At 69.7% G+C, this 18,595-nt stretch carries 20 protein-coding genes and 1 riboswitch; of the genes, 7 read left to right on the top strand and 13 right to left on the bottom strand.

Annotated features, from left to right (window positions below):
• The first annotated feature begins 131 nt into the window (after nucleotides 1-131).
• Nucleotides 132-249: riboswitch (SAM riboswitch) on the top strand.
• Between the two features lie 135 nt (nucleotides 250-384).
• The 4 genes from FK531_RS19005 to metX (FK531_RS18990) all read left to right on the top strand — a co-directional run bounded on the left by FK531_RS19005 (nucleotide 385) and on the right by metX (FK531_RS18990) (nucleotide 5,492).
• Entirely contained in the window at nucleotides 385-1,698 is a 1,314-nt protein-coding gene (locus FK531_RS19005) for a bifunctional o-acetylhomoserine/o-acetylserine sulfhydrylase (RefSeq protein ID WP_142102159.1), read from the top strand.
• Nucleotides 1,695-2,876 carry a homoserine O-acetyltransferase MetX gene (gene metX, locus FK531_RS19000; protein ID WP_435531071.1) on the top strand — a complete coding sequence of 394 codons (1,182 nt, stop codon included), beginning with the start codon at nucleotides 1,695-1,697 and terminating at the stop codon, nucleotides 2,874-2,876. Before FK531_RS19005 ends, metX (FK531_RS19000) begins: the two co-directional genes overlap by 4 nt.
• 61 nt (nucleotides 2,877-2,937) lie before the next feature.
• Complete coding sequence (gene metX, locus FK531_RS18995; protein WP_435531070.1) at nucleotides 2,938-4,131, top strand: homoserine O-acetyltransferase MetX; 1,194 nt, start codon at nucleotides 2,938-2,940, stop codon at nucleotides 4,129-4,131.
• A gap of 224 nt (nucleotides 4,132-4,355) precedes the next feature.
• On the top strand, nucleotides 4,356-5,492 hold the full coding sequence (gene metX / locus FK531_RS18990) for a homoserine O-acetyltransferase MetX (protein WP_142102432.1): 1,137 nt from the start codon (nucleotides 4,356-4,358) through the stop codon (nucleotides 5,490-5,492).
• A gap of 76 nt (nucleotides 5,493-5,568) precedes the next feature.
• On the opposite strand, the gene FK531_RS18985 is transcribed toward metX (FK531_RS18990), so the two are convergent.
• Both FK531_RS18985 and FK531_RS18980 read right to left on the bottom strand, forming a co-directional pair.
• Complete coding sequence (locus FK531_RS18985; RefSeq protein WP_142102157.1) at nucleotides 5,569-5,865, bottom strand: DUF3017 domain-containing protein; 297 nt, start codon at nucleotides 5,863-5,865, stop codon at nucleotides 5,569-5,571.
• An 8-nt stretch (nucleotides 5,866-5,873) separates the two neighbouring features.
• Nucleotides 5,874-6,734: a bifunctional methylenetetrahydrofolate dehydrogenase/methenyltetrahydrofolate cyclohydrolase gene (locus FK531_RS18980; protein ID WP_181763031.1), complete on the bottom strand. Its 861-nt coding sequence runs from the start codon at nucleotides 6,732-6,734 to the stop codon at nucleotides 5,874-5,876.
• A 31-nt stretch (nucleotides 6,735-6,765) separates the two neighbouring features.
• Here FK531_RS18980 and FK531_RS18975 point away from each other — a divergent pair, with 31 nt between their 5' ends.
• Nucleotides 6,766-7,287 carry a GNAT family N-acetyltransferase gene (locus tag FK531_RS18975; protein WP_181763030.1) on the top strand — a complete coding sequence of 174 codons (522 nt, stop codon included), beginning with the start codon at nucleotides 6,766-6,768 and terminating at the stop codon, nucleotides 7,285-7,287.
• A gap of 16 nt (nucleotides 7,288-7,303) precedes the next feature.
• On the opposite strand, the gene FK531_RS18970 is transcribed toward FK531_RS18975, so the two are convergent.
• Nucleotides 7,304-7,912 (bottom strand): pentapeptide repeat-containing protein, encoded by a 609-nt coding sequence (locus FK531_RS18970; protein WP_142102154.1) that lies wholly within the window; start codon nucleotides 7,910-7,912, stop codon nucleotides 7,304-7,306.
• A 97-nt stretch (nucleotides 7,913-8,009) separates the two neighbouring features.
• On the opposite strand from FK531_RS18970, the gene FK531_RS18965 reads away from it, so the two are divergent.
• On the top strand, nucleotides 8,010-8,474 hold the full coding sequence (locus FK531_RS18965) for a tRNA (cytidine(34)-2'-O)-methyltransferase (protein ID WP_142102428.1): 465 nt from the start codon (nucleotides 8,010-8,012) through the stop codon (nucleotides 8,472-8,474).
• Nucleotides 8,475-8,499: 25 nt separating this feature from the next.
• Here FK531_RS18965 and FK531_RS18960 read toward each other — a convergent pair whose 3' ends face one another.
• The 7 genes from FK531_RS18960 to FK531_RS18930 all read right to left on the bottom strand — a co-directional run bounded on the left by FK531_RS18960 (nucleotide 8,500) and on the right by FK531_RS18930 (nucleotide 13,324).
• Entirely contained in the window at nucleotides 8,500-9,282 is a 783-nt protein-coding gene (locus FK531_RS18960; protein WP_142102152.1) for a class I SAM-dependent methyltransferase, read from the bottom strand.
• Between the two features lie 3 nt (nucleotides 9,283-9,285).
• Entirely contained in the window at nucleotides 9,286-9,522 is a 237-nt protein-coding gene (locus FK531_RS18955; RefSeq protein ID WP_142102150.1) for a DUF167 domain-containing protein, read from the bottom strand.
• A gap of 253 nt (nucleotides 9,523-9,775) precedes the next feature.
• Complete coding sequence (locus FK531_RS18950; RefSeq protein ID WP_142102148.1) at nucleotides 9,776-10,663, bottom strand: LysR family transcriptional regulator; 888 nt, start codon at nucleotides 10,661-10,663, stop codon at nucleotides 9,776-9,778.
• A gap of 100 nt (nucleotides 10,664-10,763) precedes the next feature.
• On the bottom strand, nucleotides 10,764-11,894 hold the full coding sequence (locus FK531_RS18945) for a hypothetical protein (RefSeq protein WP_142102146.1): 1,131 nt from the start codon (nucleotides 11,892-11,894) through the stop codon (nucleotides 10,764-10,766).
• A gap of 140 nt (nucleotides 11,895-12,034) precedes the next feature.
• Nucleotides 12,035-12,424: a DUF302 domain-containing protein gene (locus FK531_RS18940; protein WP_181763029.1), complete on the bottom strand. Its 390-nt coding sequence runs from the start codon at nucleotides 12,422-12,424 to the stop codon at nucleotides 12,035-12,037.
• Between the two features lie 31 nt (nucleotides 12,425-12,455).
• The gene (locus FK531_RS18935) at nucleotides 12,456-13,049 is read right to left on the bottom strand and encodes a class I SAM-dependent methyltransferase (RefSeq protein ID WP_142102145.1); all 594 of its coding nucleotides are present in this window, start codon (nucleotides 13,047-13,049) and stop codon (nucleotides 12,456-12,458) included.
• A gap of 5 nt (nucleotides 13,050-13,054) precedes the next feature.
• Nucleotides 13,055-13,324 (bottom strand): metal-sensitive transcriptional regulator, encoded by a 270-nt coding sequence (locus FK531_RS18930; protein ID WP_142102143.1) that lies wholly within the window; start codon nucleotides 13,322-13,324, stop codon nucleotides 13,055-13,057.
• A 176-nt stretch (nucleotides 13,325-13,500) separates the two neighbouring features.
• Between FK531_RS18930 and FK531_RS18925 the strand changes: the two genes are divergently transcribed.
• Nucleotides 13,501-13,926: an Rv0313 family protein gene (locus tag FK531_RS18925; protein WP_142102141.1), complete on the top strand. Its 426-nt coding sequence runs from the start codon at nucleotides 13,501-13,503 to the stop codon at nucleotides 13,924-13,926.
• 7 nt (nucleotides 13,927-13,933) lie between these two features.
• Here FK531_RS18925 and FK531_RS18920 read toward each other — a convergent pair whose 3' ends face one another.
• From FK531_RS18920 to FK531_RS18910, 3 genes are all read right to left on the bottom strand, one after another.
• A complete protein-coding gene (locus FK531_RS18920; protein WP_142102139.1) occupies nucleotides 13,934-15,571 on the bottom strand; it encodes an FAD-dependent oxidoreductase in 1,638 nt (545 codons plus the stop codon).
• Between the two features lie 106 nt (nucleotides 15,572-15,677).
• Nucleotides 15,678-17,993: an ATP-binding protein gene (locus tag FK531_RS18915; protein ID WP_142102137.1), complete on the bottom strand. Its 2,316-nt coding sequence runs from the start codon at nucleotides 17,991-17,993 to the stop codon at nucleotides 15,678-15,680.
• Nucleotides 17,994-18,081: 88 nt separating this feature from the next.
• The gene (locus tag FK531_RS18910) at nucleotides 18,082-18,552 is read right to left on the bottom strand and encodes a hypothetical protein (protein WP_142102135.1); all 471 of its coding nucleotides are present in this window, start codon (nucleotides 18,550-18,552) and stop codon (nucleotides 18,082-18,084) included.
• Nucleotides 18,553-18,595: the final 43 nt, after the last annotated feature.

Genomic DNA, 18,595 nt, shown 5'->3' with positions numbered 1-18,595 from the left:
CACGTTCGACCAGCAGGATAGTCCTGTAACGCAGGTCACCCGAGGTCGAGCGGGGTTTCGGCGACCGGACACAGTTCGGGCCCGGCACCAGCTTTCCTGCGGCGCAGACAGAGCCGCTAAGATCGTCGCCAGGTCATGAGTGTCAGCGTCAAGCCCCGGCTCGCTGGCCGGCAACCCTCCATCCGCGGTGGGGTGCCCCGGGTGATGACCTGGTTTTCCGAGTAGCAGTTCGGATGACAAGCGCGGGTCCGCTGGGACGGACCCACCAACAGGGCCACGACCCAACGGAGGTTAACCATGTGTTGTTGTCGCAGATAGGCCTCACCTGCCATCCGGCGCGATCGCCGCGCCGCACTCCCCACATTTCCCTGGAGTAGACGACCCATGAGCGAGAACACGCCCGCCTCGGCCGATCCGACCTCGAACTGGAGCTTCGAGACCAAGCAGATCCATGCCGGTCAAACCTCGGACGCGACGACCAGGGCTCGGGCCCTGCCGATCTACCAGACCACCTCCTACACCTTCGACAGCACCGATCACGCAGCAGCGCTGTTCGGTCTCGCCGAGCCGGGCAACATCTACACCCGGATCATGAACCCGACTCAGGACGCGGTCGAGCAGCGGATCGCCGCGCTCGAGGGCGGCGTCGCGGCGCTGCTGCTGTCCTCCGGCCAGGCCGCCTCGACCTTTGCGATCCTGAACCTGGCCGAGGCGGGCGACCACATCGTGGCGAGCCCGCGTCTGTATGGCGGCACGTACAACCTCTTCCATTACACGCTGCCCAAGCTCGGCATCACCGTCGAGTTCGTCGAGGACCCGGACGACCTCGAGCAGTGGCGCTCCGCGATCAAGCCGAACACCAAGGCATTCTTCGGCGAGACCATCTCGAACCCGCGCAACGACGTCCTCGACCTCCCCGGGATCTCGGCGGTCGCACACGAGAACGGCATCCCCCTGATCGTGGACAACACGGTCGCGACGCCCTACCTGATCCAGCCGCTCGCGCACGGAGCCGACATCGTGGTGCACTCGGCCACCAAGTACCTCGGCGGCCACGGCACCGCGATCGCCGGTGTCATCGTCGACGGCGGGACGTTCGACTGGACGCAGGGCAGGCATCCGAGCTTCACCACCCCCGACGCCAGCTACCACGGTGTGGTGTTCGCCGACCTCGGCGCGCCCGCGTACGCGCTCAAGGCACGCGTGCAGCTGCTGCGAGACGTGGGCGCCGCGGTGTCCCCGTTCAACGCATTCCTGATCAGCCAGGGCATCGAAACGCTGAGCCTGCGGATCGAGCGGCACGTCGCGAACGCGCAGCGGGTCGCCGAGTTCCTCGAGGCACGTGCGGACGTCACCTCGGTGGCCTACGCCGGCCTGCCGAGCTCCCCCTGGCACGAGCGCGCGCGGCAGCTCGCACCCAAGGGTGCGGGTGCGATCGTGGCCTTCGAGTTGGCGGGCGGCGCCGAGGCGGGAAAGAAGTTCGTCAACGCGCTGACCCTGCACAGTCACGTCGCTAACATCGGCGATGTGCGTTCTCTCGTGATCCATCCCGCTTCGACCACTCACGCGCAGCTGTCCCCCGAGGAGCAGCTGGCGTCCGGCGTCACCCCCGGGCTCGTCCGGCTCGCGGTGGGCATCGAGGGAATCGACGACATCCTTGCCGACCTCGAGACCGGCTTCGCGGCGGCCGCGTCTTGACCGTCAGCTCCGTATCGGGCGCCCGTCCGGCCGGGACTCCTGACGGATTCCCGACGCCGGACGGGCGACTGACGGGTATTCCCGTCGGCCCCGTCACGCTCGAGAGCGGTGCCGTCCTCCCGGACGTCGTCCTCGCCGTGCAGGCCTGGGGCAAGCTCAGCCCGACCCGCGACAATGTCGTGCTCGTCGAGCACGCGCTCACCGGCGACTCGCACGTCACCGGTCCCGCAGACAGCGATCATCCCTCCCCCGGCTGGTGGGACGGGATGGTCGGGCCGGGCGCTCCGATCGACACCAACGAGTGGTGCGTGCTGGCCACCAACGTGCTCGGCGGCTGCCGCGGCAGCACCGGGCCGGCGTCCCTGGACCCCGAGGGCCGCCCCTGGGGCTCCCGGTTCCCCGAGATCTCCATCCGCGACCAGGTCACCGCCGAGGTCGCGCTGGCCGACACCCTCGGAATCGAGCGGATCGCCTCGGTGATCGGCGGATCGATGGGTGGCATGCGTGCCCTCGAGTGGATCGTCGAGCATCCGGACCGCGTCGCCTCCGCACTGATCCTGGCTGTCGGCGCGCGGGCCACGGCCGATCAGATCGGCACCCAGACCACCCAAATCGCCGCGATCGAGGCCGACCCGGACTGGCAGGGCGGCGACTACCACGGCACCGGGCGTGCGCCCCGGACCGGATTGGCCATCGCCCGCCGGATCGCGCACCTGACCTACCGCACCGAGGGCGAACTCGACGCGCGCTTCGCGAACTCCTCGCAACGCGGAGAGGACCCCTGGCGCGGCGGCCGGTACGCCGTCGAGAGCTACCTCGAGCACCAGGCCGACAAGCTGGTGGCGCGTTTCGATCCCAGTACCTACGTGCTGCTCACCGAGGCGATGAACCGGCACGACGTCGGTCGCGGGCGGGGCGGGGTCGAGGCGGCCCTCGCATCGACCCCCGTCCCGGTGATCGTCGGCGGCGTCGACTCCGACCGCCTCTATCCCCTGTGGCAGCAGGAGGAGTTGGCGACCCATCTCGCGGGCTCCGGCCCGGTACGGGTGGTGCACTCGAAGGACGGTCACGACGGCTTCCTCACCGAGGCCGAGTGGGTGACCGGCCTACTCGAAGAGACGATGGCACTGGCCAGGGCCGGTCGCGACGGCACCACCGCGGAATGGCCCCGGTCCTGACGAACTACACCGGGCGCACCGTCCCGGGCGGGTAACGCATAGTCTCGCTAACATCAATGTCGTGCCGTCGCCCTCGAATCGCCCCGACTCGACACCCGCTTCGACACGCGATCGGGCCGAGCCTCCGGCAGTCGGGGGAAGCACATTTCCCCCGACAGACGGCCGCCTGACCTCCGTCGACATCGGTTCGTTGCGACTCGAGAGCGGTGTCGTCCTGTCCGACGTCACCCTCGCGGTGCAGTGCTGGGGTACCCCTACCCCGGAGACGGACAACATCGTGCTCGTCGAGCACGCATTGACGGGCGACTCGCACGTCACCGGCCCGGTCGACGGCGAACACATCTCTCCGGGCTGGTGGAACGGCATGGTCGGCCCCGGCGCACCCCTCGACACCGACGAGTGGTGCGTGCTGGCTGCCAACGTGCTCGGCGGCTGCAGCGGCAGTACCGGCCCCACCTCCACGACCACGGACGGACGACCGTGGGGTTCACGCTTCCCCGCCATCTCGGTCCGCGACCAGGTCGAGGCGGAGGTCGCCCTGGCCGACGCGTTCGGCATCGCGCGGTTCGCATCCGTGGTCGGCGGCTCGATGGGCGGCATGCGCGCCCTCGAATGGATGGTCGGTCACCCGGACCGCGTCGGCTCAGCCCTGGTGCTGGCGGCCGGCGCCTGCGCGACCGCGGACCAGATCGGCGCCCAGACGACCCAGGTCTCCGCCATCACCACCGACCCGGACTGGCAGGGCGGCGACTACCACGGAACCGGCAGGTCGCCGGACGGCGGGCTTCGCATCGCCCGACGGATCGCGCACCTGTCCTATCGGGCCGAGTCGGGCCTGGACGCCAGCTTCCGGAACGCCGCCCAGGTCGGCGAGGATCCGCGGTCGGGCGGTCGTTACGCGGTGCAGAGCTACCTCGAGCACCAGGCCGACAAGCTGACCGCGCGCTTCGATCCGGGGACCTACGTGGTCCTCACCGAGGCCATCAACCGGCACGACGTCGGCCGCGAGCGTGGCGGGGTGGCCGCCGCGCTCGCGGCGACCCCGGTCCCGGCGATCGTCGGCGGCATCGACTCGGACCGCCTCTTCCCGCTGCGCCAACTCCAGGAGGTGGCTCACCACCTGCCGGGCTGTGACGGCCTTCGGCTCGTGCATTCCGCGGACGGGCACGACGGCTTCCTCACCGAGGTCGCGTGGGTCACCTCGCTGCTCGGCGAAACGATGGCCTTGGCCAGGTCCGGGCGCCGCGGCGCGTGAGTTGAATCGTGCGTGTCCCACGTCCTGGGAACCCGTGCCCAGGTTCCGACCGATCGGTACGAAAGGTAACGAACCGGGTCACGAGATGCGCATAGGTAACTTTTCGATTAACCTCCGCGACCGTGTCATCGCGCTCTAACATCCTGGCCATGCGTTCGACTGTGAACCACCCCACGACCGCTGACGAGCAGCTTCCCCGTCAGGAAATCACGACCGCGTCGTACATGCGGACGGTCGACGCGTTTCCGCCGACCGACGGACGGCTGACCCAGATCGACATCGGCGCACTTCGACTCGAGAGCGGCGAGGTGCTGCCCGACGTCACCGTCGCCGTGCAGTGCTGGGGCACCCCCAACCCTGCGATGGACAACATCGTGCTCGTCGAACACGCACTGACGGGCGACTCGCACGTCACCGGCCCGGCGGACGACGAACACGTCACCCCAGGCTGGTGGAACGGCATGGTCGGGCCGGGAGAGCCGCTCGACACCAACGAGTGGTGTGTGCTGGCCACCAATGTCCTCGGTGGCTGCCGCGGCACCACCGGCCCCAGCTCGCCGGCCCCCGACGGCAAGCCCTGGGGCTCGCGCTTCCCGATGATCTCCATCCGCGACCAGGTCGAGGCGGAGGCTGCGGTCGCCGACAAACTGGGCATCGCGCGGTTCGCGTCCGTGGTCGGCGGCTCGATGGGCGGTATGCGCGTCCTCGAATGGATGGTCAGCCATCCGGATCGGGTCGCGTCGGCCCTCGCACTGGCGGTGGGACCCCGCTCCACCGCAGACCAGATCGGTGGCCAGACGACCCAGATCGACGCCATCACCGCCGATCCGAACTGGCAGGGTGGGGACTACTACGGCACCGGCAGGAGCCCGGACACCGGACTGAGCATCGCCCGTCGGTTCGCGCATCTGTCCTACCGCGGGGAGGTGGCCCTGGACACGCAGTTCCAGAACGTCCCGCAGAAGGGCGAGGACCTGTGGCGCGGCGGCCGGTTCGCCGTGCAGAGCTACCTCGAGTACCACGCGAACAAGCTGGTGTCGATCTTCGACGCGGGCAGCTACGTGGCCCTCAGCGAGGCCGTCACCCTGTATGACGTCGGCCGCGGGCGCGGTGGACTCGAGGCCGCGCTGACCTCGACCCGCGTCCCCGTGGTCGTCGGTGCCATCGACTCGGACCGGATCATGCCGCTGCGTCACCTCGAGGAGATGGCCGAACTGCTGCCGGGCTGTGAAGCCCTGCGGGTGATTCATTCCGCCGCCGGTCACGACGGCTTCCTCACCGAGGTCCCGTGGGTGACCTCACTGCTCGGTGAGGCCTTGGACCTGGCCAGGGCGAGCCAGATGAGTTCGGTCGCCGTGTAGGACTTCGGTGCTGCCGCCACCTGGGCAGCAGCACCGAACCTGCGTCGATCGAGGCCGAACCGAAACCGATCTCTGACTAGCCGGTGCCGAGCGGGTCGATGGAGACGGCCAGCCAGACGATCGCCGCGCCGACCGCCGTGAGGGCCGCCACGTCGAAGGCCTGGCCGCGCACGGCGAGGAGCCCGACCTGCTCGTCCGGCAGGCACAGCCGGAACCCGGCCGCCAACAGCGTCGCGAGGCCGAAGACGAACGCACCTCGACGCCACCGCTCGGCCAGCACGAAGATCACCGCGACAACGACCACCGCCGACACTGCCAGCAGCGGCAGGTTCCGGCGGGCGAGCCGAGCCCACCGGTTCGTGGTGGCGACCATCACCGGGACTATTCCGAGCCCGCGGCGAGCTGCTCGGCGCGCTCGACGACGTTGCTCAGCAGGAACGCGCGGGTCAGTGGTCCGACGCCGCCGGGGTTGGGTGAGACGAATCCCGCGACCTCACGCACGTCGTCGGCGACGTCGCCGCGCAGTCCGTCCGCGGTGCGGCTCACGCCCACGTCGATCACGGCCGCGCCCGGCTTGACCATGTCCGCGGTGATCAGACCCGCGACGCCGGCGGCGGCAACCACGATGTCGGCGCGGCTCACCTCCGCTGCCAGGTCCTTGGTGCCGGTGTGACAGAGGGTGACCGTGGCGTTCTCGGAGCGTCGGGTCAGCAGCAACCCGATCGGGCGACCGATGGTGACGCCTCGGCCGACCACCGTGACGCGGGCGCCGTCGATCGGGATGTCGTAGCGACGCAGCAGGTGCACCACCCCGCGGGGCGTGCACGGCAGGGTGGCCTCCTTGCCGAGTACGAGCCGGCCCAGGTTCACCGGGTGCAGCCCGTCGGCGTCCTTGTCGGGATCGATGCGCTCGAGTGCGGCGTTCTCGTCCAGGTGCTTGGGCAGCGGCAGCTGCACGATGTAGCCGGTGCACGCGGGGTTCGCATTGAGCTCGTCGATGGTGGCCTCGAGTTCGGCCTGGGTGATGTCGGCGGGCAGGTCGCGCCGGATCGAGGTGATGCCGACCTTGGTGCAGTCGTTGTGCTTGCCGCGCACGTAGGAGGCCGATCCGGGGTCGTCGCCGACCAGGACGGTGCCCAGTCCGGGTGTGATGCCCTTGGCCCTGAGTGCGTCCACCCGAGCCTTCAGGTCGGTGAAGATCTCGTCACGGGTCGCTTTGCCATCGAGGATCGTTGCAGTCACGGCCGCCATTGTTTCAGGTCAGACTGGAACCATGGCAACGACTCCTGAACTTGCACCCGAACTCCGCGGTCCTCGAGTGCTGCTGGTCCCCCTGCGACCCGAGCACAGAGCCCGCCTGCGCGAGATCCACCGCGAGCCCGAGGTGCGCAAGTGGTGGCAGATGCCCGACGACGACTGGCCGGAAGTCGAGGAACGCGACACCACCAAGTACACGGTGCTCGAAGGCGATCAAGTCGTCGGGTTCGCGCAGTGGTACTTCGAACCGGACCCCGAGTACCGGCACGCCGGCCTCGACCTGTTCCTGTCCGCGCAGACGCAGGGTCGAGGACTGGGCACAGAGGTGGTGCGGGTGCTGTGCGCGCACCTGATCGACGACCACAGATTCCACCGCCTCGTCATCGACCCGAAGGTCGCGAACGCCCCGGCGATCGCGTGCTACCGCAAGGTCGGCTTCAAGGACGTCGGGGTGATGCGCGAGTACGAGCTGAACCACGACGGCAGCTGGGCGGACGGTCTGCTGATGGACCTGCTGGCGCGCGAACTCGTGCGCTGACCTCCGGGGCGCCGGCTCAGGGCTCGACGACCAACCCGTGTGCGGTGGCCATCGCGATAGCCTGCGTCATCTCGATCTTCGCCTTGTCGAGCTTGGCGCTGGTCCACAGCGCCGCGTCCACGTGCGCGCCGCGCAGGTCCGCACCCTCGAGGCGCAGTCCGGAGGTCCGGGCACCGAACATGTCGACCGACTGCAACACCGCGTTGCGCAGGTCCGCGCCGACCAGGTTCGCCTCACGTAGCCGGCAATCGGAGAAGTTGACCCCCCGCAGGTCGGCCTTGCCGAGCGAGGCCAGGGTGAAGTCCACCTCGTCGAACTCGATCGGGCGTAGGCGGCAGTCCTGGAAGCTGGACCCGAGCAGGCTGGAACTGCGGAACACGCTGTGCCACAGCCTGGTCCTGGTGAACGTGCAGGAGCGGAACGCGGTCACCAGGTGGCGCGAGTCGGTGAGGTCGGCGCCGGTGAAGTCGCAGTCGGTGAACACCACGTGCTCGGTGTGCAGGTCGCTCAGGTCGGCGTCACGGAACGAGCACCCGGTGTAGTGGCGGTGGGTCCACTGCTGGCGTGGCAGACGCGCGTCCGAGAAGTCCTCGCCGATGAATTCCTGGATGTCGTCCTCAGCCATACCTCGATCCTGCCCTCTCCCACCGACAGTCCGGACCACGGGGACCGCGCGGGTGGCGACGGCAGGTCTGCTACCCGGTGCTGGCAAGCTGATCGGTGTGTTCCGACTGATGTTCCACGAGCCACGTATCCCTCCCAACACGGGCAACGCGATCCGCCTGGTCGCGGGCACCGGATGCGAGCTGCACCTGGTCGGCCCGCTCGGGTTCGACCTGTCCGAGCCGAAGCTGCGGCGTGCGGGCCTCGACTACCACGACCTCGCGTCGGTGACCGTGCACGAGGATCTGCCCGCGGCGTGGTCGGCGGTGGCCCCACAGCGGGTGTACGCGTTCACCGCGCACGCGGACACCTCGTTCACCGACATCGCCTACCAGCCGGGCGATGTGCTCCTGTTCGGACCGGAGCCGACCGGACTGTCCGCGGAGGTCCTGGCGGACCGACATGTCACCGCACAGGTGCGGATTCCGATGATCCCCGGCCGGCGTTCACTGAACTTGTCGAACGCGGCCGCGGTGGCCGTCTACGAGGCCTGGCGTCAACACGGGTTCGCGGGCGGACAGTAGACACAGCTTCGTGGGTGGGCGGTAGTCACTGCGTCGATGACTTGGCAAGTTCCGCTCGCATCTGGGTGAACCGGAACAGCCCCGGTCTGCCCGCGACCGTCTCGTAGTCGCGGACGACCTGGTCGACGAAGTCGGTCGCGCGGCGCTCGTCGAGTCGGCTCGTCCAGGCCGTGGACCCGACCGCACACCACCGCGCGAACGCCTCGCGGGAGCCGAAGTCCCAGTCGAGGTCGCCCACGCGCAGGTCGGTGACCGCCAGGCCCGCCGACGTCGCGAGATCGCGATAGTCCGCCGGATCGACATGCAGGAACGGCGGCTCGAATCCCGCGAAGTCGCCCGACCACTCCGGCCGCCGGCACGCCCGCGTGATGACGGATTCGAGGCTCGGACGTTCGCTCGCGCACACCATCTGCACGATCACGCGGCCGCCGTCGCGGAGCGCCCGCGCGATCCCGGCGAGCGCCCGGTGCTGCTCGGTCACCCAGTGCAGCGCGTTGAAGGAGACGACGACGTCGAACTCGTCGCGGAACGGGAGGTCGCGGGCGTCGGCGACGAGGAACTCGATCGGGGCTCCGTCCGGCCGCGGCCGCGATCGCGCTGTGTCGATCATGCTCGGGGACGCGTCCACTCCGACCACCGAGCCGCGCGGCAGCCGGGCAGCCAGCCGCGCGGTGACGAACCCGTCGCCGCACCCGACGTCGAGCAGGCGTTCACCGCCGCCGAGTGCGAGACCGGACAGCGACTTCTCGGCGAGCGTGCGCTGCAGCCCGCTCACCTGTGCGTAGCCCTCACCGTTCCAGTCGGACATTTGTCAATCCTGCACCTCGAAGCGCTTGTGGCGCGAGGTTGAGCCGGAAGTCAGCCGCACGGAACTCTTCGACACCCCGAAATGCCGGGCGAGCAGTTCCTCGGCCGCCTTGTTCGCCTTGCCCTCCGACGCGGGCGCGCGCACGTACAGCAGCAGAGTGCCGTCGTCGAGGGTCTCGACGAGCGGGCCCTTCCTGCTGTTCGGCTTGATCTGGGCGGCCACGACGCGTGTTCCGGTCATGCGCCACAGTCAACCCGACTGTCGTCGACGGCAGGACCCACCGGCACGCTCGGAAGCACCTCCGCACACGAGATCGAAAAGGTACAACTCGCGGAATCTGTACGAACCGCCGAATCTGTACAGAGTGTGCATTCTGTACAAAGTGCGCGTTCTGTACCTTTTCATTTCTGCGCGCGCATTGATTTCCGGGGACGACGGTTGATTCCCAGGCCGACCGCACGACTGACACGCGACACAGCGCGGTGTCGTCGGCTCACCCCGCGGCGATGTCCAGGAACTCGCGGGCCGAGCCACGCAATCCGCGGTCACGTTCCCACACCGCCAACAGCCGACGTGGCAGTCGCAGCCCCTGCAGTTCGACGGCCACCAGGCGGCCGTCGACGAGGTCCGCGGCCACCGCCAGCGAGGACACCACCGCGGGGGCGTTGCCCGCGACCACCGCGGCCTTGACCGCTGTGCAGGAGGTGAGCTCGAGCAGCGGCGCCACGCAACCGGGCACGGCCTGCTCGAGCGTGGTCCTGGTGCCGGAGCCGAACTCACGCTGGATCAACGGGGTTCGGGCGAGCTCGGCGGGGGCGATCGGACCGGACCGCGACCACGGGTGGCCGGGCGGCACGATCACGACCAGTTCGTCGCGGGCGACCTCGCGCGCGTCGAGTCCGGCGGGCACCTCCGGCCCCTCGACGAAGCCGAGTTCCGCGTCTCCTGCGAGCACCTGCGCGGCGACGTCGGTGGAGTTGAGCAGGCGAACCGACGTGACCACGGTCGGGTGCTTGCGGCGCATGGTGACGGTCCAGCCGGGGACCAGGTACTCGGCGATGGTCATGCTGGCCGCGACCGTGAGGTTCGCCTCGCGCTCGCCTCGCAGCGCCGAGATTCCCGACGCGAGATGCTCTGCCGCGGTGAGTGTTCCGGCCGCCCATTCGAGTACGAGCCCGCCCTCGTAGGTCGGCGTCACGCCGGTGGTGGCGCGGTCGAACACCTTGATGCCGAGTTGACGTTCAGCGGACCGCACGCGGGCGCTGATCGCCTGCTGACTGAGTCCGTGCTCGCGACCGGCGGCGCCCATGCTGCCCAGCCGCGCGACGGAGACCAGCACGTCGAGGGCGGCGAGCTCGGGGACGCGGGGCGAGATCGGCATGCCCCCAGCCTAGCCGCGTCACAATCAATCTTTGTGGCCGGGCAACCGCGGCGCGCCTCCCGGCGGCGATCCGATCGCGGGAAGGTGAGGGTCGGCGCCGTCAGAGCAGCAGGAACGCGGCCCCGACACCGATAAGGACCAGCAAAGCCGCGACGGCGGCCAGCGCGACGAGCACGTTACGCAGCCGGTGCCCGGCCGGCACCGCGACCGCCTCACCCTCCACGACGGACTCGGTGTCGTCGGGTGTCGCGGTCACGAGAGTCGAACCCGCGCTGACAGACTCGGTCGCGGCCCCCGCCGCCGCACCGGGAACCGGCCGGATCCGCCCGATCGCGGTGAGCACCTCGGTGACGTCGTAGGACGGCGGCAACCCGATCGGCTTGTTGACGTGAGTCGCGGTCCGGAAGCCCGCGGCGAGAATTGCCGCGCCGAGCGCTGCGGCCTGCTCCGGACCCGGTCCGACCACACAGTGCACACCGAACTTCTCGGCGAGGGCGTTCGCCACACCTCGCAGCGCGGCGGCATCCCGGGCGACCAGTCCGTCCGCGGTCACCACCACTGCGTCGAGGTTCGACGGCAGCCACCCGAATGCGCCGAGCGCACTGGACAACTGCGCCGTCGGCGAGGACCCGCGTCCGGCGGCGAACCGGAACGACCTCCCGCTGGAGACGCCCGAGCGCACCAGGGTGACCGTCGCTCCGGCGTCGTCGACGTGGTAGCTGCCGATCAACTGACCCGGTTGTTCGGCCACCTCCGACTCGAACCAGGCGCAGGCCGCCTCGGCATCCGAGACCAGCGACACCTCGGAGAGCCCGGAGTAGTTCAGCGAATTGCGCAGCTCCGACACCGTCTCCGAGTCCCAGGCCGACGGATGCGTGGCCACCACCTTGGGTGCACCGCCGTCACGGCCGCCGAAGGTCGGCAGCGGTTCGCACTCACGGACCAGACTCCGCATCGCGGTGGCCACCACGTCCTCGGCCCGGTAACGGGTACCGTCACTGGTCGCCACGCCTTCAGGATCACCCACTCGCGCAACGAATCCCGACAGCGTGCTGATGAACTCCGAATCCTCGCTCGAGTCCCCGCCGCCGAGCACCGCCTCACCGTCCGAACACAGGTAGAGCACGGTGTCGCGGACGATGACGATCGGGTCGGGAGTGCCCGGCTCGTTCGATGCCACCACGAGGGTGGACACCAGACTGCCGATCCGGATCCCAATTCCCACGGACATGCACGTTCCCCATTCGGTGTCGAACAGCTCGCAAACCGCACGCCGACCGAACGCGAATCGTTCGGCAGGATGCCGGGTTACATACTGCTACGCCGACGATCCCACGCGCACCACGCCCCGCCGGGGACCGCGGGGTTGTTTCAGTCGGCGAGCGATTCGATCGCGGTCCGCAGCCGCGTCGCCGCCTCGTCCGCGACCACCGCGAGCTCCGGGTCGTCGGTCACCTCGACCATCAACTGGGGGTTCATCGCCTCCACGACCACCTCGTCGCCGTCCGCCCGGACCACCACGTTGCAGGGCAGCAGCAGGCCGATCTGGCGGTTCAGCCCGACCGCGCGGTGGGCGAGTTGCGGGTTGCACGCGCCGAGAATCAGGTACCGCTCGATGTCCTCGTCGAGCTTCGCCTTCAGAGTGGCCTGCATGTCGATCTCGGTGAGCACACCGAAGCCCTGCTGCTGCAGGGCTCCGCGGGTACGTTCCACCGCATCGTCGAAGGTTGTGGTCAGTGCGGTGGTGATTCCGAGTTCCATGATCTGCGTCCCCGTTTCGCGTTCGGTGCGGTTACCGGTGCGGGTCGATTTCCCACGGCCCGGCGTCGAGCAGGATGTCGACGGCAGTGCCGCCGTCGACGGGCCGGCACACGTGCTCGAGAGCGTCGACCCGCAGCCCCGTCGCCGCCCCGGCAAGGTCGGCGATGGTGGGCAGGATCGCGGGATCCGGCGGGCCGCCGACCCCACGGTGAAAGTTCTCCAGTGAGTGTCCCAGATAGAGCAGCCGGCCGCCGGGCGCGAGCCAGCCTGCCGCGCGGGCGATCTGGGCCTGCAGTTCCTCGATCGGCAGGTGCAGGAAGCTCAGCAGCACCAGGTCCACCGGACCGTCCGGCGACCAGGCGGTGACGTCGCCGACCTGCCAGTCGATCTGCCGCTGAAGATCGCGCCCGCGGGCCTGCTCGATGGCGACCGCCGAGTAGTCGACGGCGGTGACGGTCCAGCCGGCGCGGTCGAGCCATCGGGCGTGCCTGCCGTCACCGCAGGCCAGGTCCACGGCCCGGCCGGGCGTCGCGTCGACCAGCCGCTCGCGGATGGTCTCGGCGGGTTCGGACCCCCACGGATCGGGCCGGTCGCGGTACCGGTCGTCCCAGGCGCTCGCGTCCATTCCCGTCACGCCAGTGTGAGGAAGAGCTTCTCGAGCTCCGCCTCGGTCATGGGGGCCTGGTTGTCGCGGTCCTTGCCCTCGAGGCAGTCCCGAAGCCCGGTGGCGACGATCTTGAAGCCGGCCCGGTCCAGGGCGCGCGACACCGCGGCGAGCTGGGTGACGACGTCCTTGCAGTCGCGGCCGCTCTCGATCATCGAGATGACCCCGGCCAACTGACCCTGTGCGCGCCGGAGCCGGTTCAGCACCAGCGCGATGCTCTCCTCGTCGCCGGTCATGGCGACACCTCCTCTTTCTTTCGATGATCACGTCGAATGACCCGAATTCAGGGTACCCCGTGGGGTATCTTGCGAGTCCACTCCTGGCGCCGGTACCGAACCGCGGCCACACTGGAGGCAAGGCCAGTTCGACCACGTCCACCCCGACCACCATCCGACACGACGCAGGAGACATCATGAGCGAGAACGGGCCCTTCGGCTTCGACCCGGAGGATCTCGACCGCGTGGCCAGGGAGGTGGGCGACGGCCTCCGGGACGCCCTCGGAAAGGTCGGCGGCTTCCTCGGCGAGGCCGGCCTCGGCACCGTGTGGACCAGCGGCATGGGTGAGGCCACGACCCACCGGGTATGGCCGGCGGCGCGGCCCGCGACCACCGGCGACACCGGCGACGGGGTCTGGGCGATCTACCTCGTCGACGACCAGGGCGCCGCTCGCGTCGAGCAGGTCTACGCGAGCGAACTCGACGCGCTGCGGGCCAACAAGACGAACACCGATCCGCGTCGCCTCGTGCGGTTCCTGCCCTACGGGGTGACCGTGGGCGTGCTCGACGAGAACCCGGACCAGGGACCCGCGGAGCCCGACACTCCCGACACGGACGCCTGACCGGCCACTACACCGGTTCACCGACCCGCACCTGCGCCGACTGCCAGGTGCGGTACCCGCCGTCGAGGTTGCGGACCGACCGGCCGAGCTGACCCAGCAGCCGGGCCGCGGTATGCCCGCGCTGGCCGACCTGGCAGTGCACCACAAGCTCCCCGTCCGGCAGCTCGTGCAGCCGGGACCGCAGCTCGTCGAGCTCGACGTTCACCGCGCCGGGGATGGACCCGGCGGCGAACTCGTCCGGCGTGCGGACGTCCACGAGCACCACGCCCGCCGCGAGCAGGTCGGGCAGTTCGTGCCACTGCACCGTCGCGGCCGTGCCCACGCGCAGGTTGTCTGCGATGTAGCCGAGCATGTTCACCGGGTCCTTCGCGGAACCGAACTGCGGCGCGTAGGCCAGTTCGAGGTCCGCCAGTTCGGAGGCCGCGATGCCGCCGACCATCGCGGTCGCGATCACGTCGATCCGCTTGTCGACGCCGTCACCGCCGACGCCCTGGGCGCCGAGGATCGCGTCGGTCTCCGGATCGACCAGCAGCTTGAGCGACATCCCCTCCGCGCCCGGGTAGTACCCGGCGTGCGACTGCGGGTGGGTGTGGATCGCCCGGTACGGCCGACCTGCCGCGCGCAGGCGCTTCTCGTTCCAGCCGACCGCCGCCGCCATCAGTGAGAACACGCCGACGATCGCGGTGCCGACGACGCGGCGCGGGCGCACCGGCAGTCCGGCGATGACATCGGCGACGAGCCGGCCCTGCCGGTTCGCAGGGTTGGCCAGCGGGACGAGACCGGGTTGACCGGAGATCGCGTCGATCTTCTCCACCGCGTCTCCGACCGCGTAGACGTGCTCCGCGGAGGTACGCATCCGGTCGTCGACGGCGATGCCACCACGCGGGCCGGTCGCGATGCCCGCCGCGACCGCGAGCCCGGCTTCGGGTCGCACCCCGATCGCCATCACGACGACGTCGGCGGGCAGGACCCGGCCGTCGGCGAGGGTGACGTCCGCGGCGCCGATCGAGGTGACCTGGGTGCCGAGCTCGAGCCGAACCCCGTTGGCTCGCAGCTCGTCCGCGACGGGCGCGGCCATCTCGGGGTCGAGCGGGGCGAGCACCTGGTCGGCGAGTTCGACAACCGAGACGTCGAGGTTGCGGCGGCGCAGGTTCTCGGCGAGCTCGACGCCGATGAACCCGGCGCCGACGATGACGGCCGAGGTCGCCGAGTCCCCCACCGCGGCGACGAGGCGGTCCACGTCGTCGACGTCGCGCAGCACCAGGGCGCGCTCGACACCCTCGATGTCGGGGACGATCGGACTGGCGCCGGGACTCAGGACCAGGGAGTCGTACGGCTCGGTGAACTCGGCACCGGTTCGCACGTCGCGGGCGGTGACGGTACGGGCCACGGGATCGATCGCGGTCACCTCGGTGCGGACACGCACGTCCAGCCCGAACCGGGCGGCGAGGCTCTCCGGCGTCTGCAGCAGCAGCGCGTCCCGGTCCTCGATCACCCCGCCCGCGTAGTACGGCAGACCACAGTTCGCGAACGAGACGTGACCGCCCCGCTCGAAGACCACGATGTGCGCGGTTTCGTCCAGTCGGCGCAACCTGGTCGCGGCGGACATCCCGCCCGCGACCCCTCCCACGATGACGACCTTCACGTCGGCTCCCTCCGTTTCGGCGAAACTATACCCCCTGGGGTATGTCAACCGGCCCACCGAACGTGGTGTTCCCTGCTGTGACGCATGTCGCGCAACCGATCCGGTCTCAGACCGCGTTCTGGGCGACGACCCACGCCGCGATCTGCGCCCGAGTGGTGAAGCTCAGCTTCGCGCGGACCTTCTCCACGTGCCCCTCGGCGGTGCGCTGAGAGATCACCAACTGCTCGGCGATCGCCTTGTTGGTCAGTCCCTGCGCGACGAGCTCGGCGATCTGCCGTTCCCTCCGGGTGAGGTCCACCCCGGTTCTGTGCGCCCTCGGCTTGGTGGGTGACGTGTCGCGCAGCGCGTAGGCGACCGCCTCGTCGACGGCGAGGTCGCGCCCGCGCTCGAAGGCGGCGTCGAACGATCGCCGGCCGAGGGCCTGGGTGGACCGTTGCACCAGTCGCTCGTGGTGGCCGAACAGGTCCCGGACCACGATCGAGGGACTGCCTGCGGCCTCGCCTACCGAGGCCGATGCGCCCATCAATACCGCGGCGCGCTCCGCGTCGTCCGCCTCGGCCGCGACCCAGCCCAGAATCTCCAGACACATGGCGGACCCGAGCGGATCGTCCACCAGTCGGGTGAGCCGCAACGACTCCTCGACAAGGTGGGTCGCGCGCCCGGGATCGCCCTGCTCCCAGACTGCCAACGCCAGCATGCTCAACGAGTAAGACCGGTACATGGCTTCGCCGTGCGGCTCGGTGAGCGCGATGACCTCTTCGTGGCAGGCGATCGCGCGCAGGTGGTCCCCACTCAGCCCGGATGCCATCGCGAGCCCGGCCAGCGTCCCGACGCGGGGCAGGAGGTCGCCCGCGGATCGGAGTGCCTCGAGACACGACTCGAAGCACTCCGTCGCACGGGGGAACTCGCCGGAGAAGGTGGCGAGGTAGCCGGTGGCCGAGACGACGAACGCGGTCGTGGATTCGTCGCCCAGGGACTCCGCGAGTTGCCGCGCGGTATCGGTCAGCGCCGCCCCCGCGCCGAGGTCGCCCTGCATCATGGCGAGCATGGCGCCTGAGCACAGCACGGTGGTCCGGATCGAGGTGGGCGGGCCGGCATCACCTGCCGTCGCCCGCTCGATCCAGTACCGCCCCTCGCTGTACAACCCCCGCAGGACCCAGAAGGGGTAGGAGCCGGTGATGATGCGCAGCGCGGCGTCCGTCTCACCCGGCTCGGTGGTGCTGAACTCCAATGCCTCGCGCAGGTCTGCGTGCACGTGGTCGAGTCGGGCGATCCACTCCAGCTGCCGAGGGCCGATCCACTCGGCCCCCGCCTGCACCGCCAGCCGCTCGTACCAGTCGCGGTGCCGTCGTCGGAGCATCGGCTCCTCACCGGCCTCCGCCAGCTTCTCCAACCCGTACTCGCGGAGGGTCGCGAGCATCCGGTAGCGGTCAACCGAGCCCTCCTCCACGGTCAGGATCGACTTGTCGACCAGGGACGCGACGACCTCGGAGACCTCCCCCGACTGCAGTTCTCCCGCACAGATCCCCTCGATGGCGTCGAACTCGACGCCGCCCGCGAACACCGCGAGCCGACGCCACAATCTCTGCTCCTGGGAGGTGCACAACTCGTAGCTCCAGTCGACACACCACCGCAACGTCTGGTGCCGCGGCGGTACGCCGCGATGCACCACGGTCAGCAGCTGGAACCGATTCGTGAGCCGGTGCAGGATCTGCTGCGGGGACAGCACGCGCAACCTGGCCGCGGCGAGCTCGATCAGCAACGGCAGACCCTCGAGCCGCTGGCAGATCTCCGCGACGGTGAGCTGGTTGTCCTCGGTGAGACTGAACTCCGGCAGGACGGCACGTGCCCGTTCAGTGAACAGGTTGACCGCCTCGTACCGGGACAGGCCGTTGGTCGACGTCGGTCGGTCCGAATCCGGGACCGTCATCGGCGGCACGCGAAGGGTCGCCTCGCCGCTGACTCCCAGGGACTCCCGGCTGGTTGCCAGTATCCGCAATTCGGGACAGGCGCGTAGCAGTGCTGTCACGAACTCGGCGACCGCGTCCACCAGGTGCTCGCAGTTGTCCAGGACGAGCAGCAGACGCCGGTCGGTCAGGAAGTCGATGAGCAGGTCGAGCGGGGTGTATGCCAGTCGCTCCCGAAGCCCGAGCGCCGTCGCGACCGTCTGCGCCAGCAGGTTGGGTTCGCGTAGGTCACCGAGCTCGACCAACCACACTCCGTCGGGGTAGGTCCGCCGCGAGCCCTCACCGACCCGCAGGGCCAGCCGAGTCTTGCCGACGCCCCCGATTCCCGTCACCGTGACGATGCGGAAGTCGGACAGCAGTCCGCGGACCCCCTCGATCTCGTGGCGACGGCCGACGAAACTGGTGAGTTCGTGGGGGAGGTTTCCTACTATCCGCTCGTGCGCCACGGACGACATCGCCGACGTCCCTTCGTAAGTCGCGGCCCCCCGCGATGCCACATCACTCGAATTACGAAGTAAGGGTAGCGCTTGCCTCGGGGCCGGACTACGCGTGCGCCTGGTACCCGGTCTCGCCGTGCGCGGCAACAAGACGGAAAGCTTCCTCGCGGCGCGAATGGGACCGCCCTTCGTCACCGAGCAGACCGTGGACCAACGCCGAGCCCAGCAGGGTCGAGATCTCGGGGACGCCCCCGCTCACCCGGAACGAGTCGAGTGAGTCCTCGAAGCAGTACGCCGCGCCCCGCATGTCACAGTCGAACACGGCCAGGTATCCGGCGGCCTCGGCCACGATCGCGAGCAGGGTGGGGTCACCCAGGCGCGCCGCGGCGTGTCCGGCCTTGTCCACCAGTGCCTCCGCGGCCGCGAGGTCGTCGTCGTATCCGGCCAGCACGCCGTCGACGCACAGTGTGGTGACGCGGTCCTCGATCGCCCGCCCGCACTCGTTCTCGTCGGCAGGGTCGAGCCCCGCACCCGGCAGCCCTCCCATGATCCTGCGAAGGAACAGTGCGCTCGTCATCCGGAGGGACGCCGCCCCTTCCCCAGGCTGTGTCCGGCAGCAC

Source organism: Rhodococcus spelaei, from assembly GCF_006704125.1.
Lineage (GTDB): Bacteria > Actinomycetota > Actinomycetes > Mycobacteriales > Mycobacteriaceae > Rhodococcus_G > Rhodococcus_G spelaei.
This window is presented reverse-complemented; position numbering and strand designations above follow the sequence as displayed.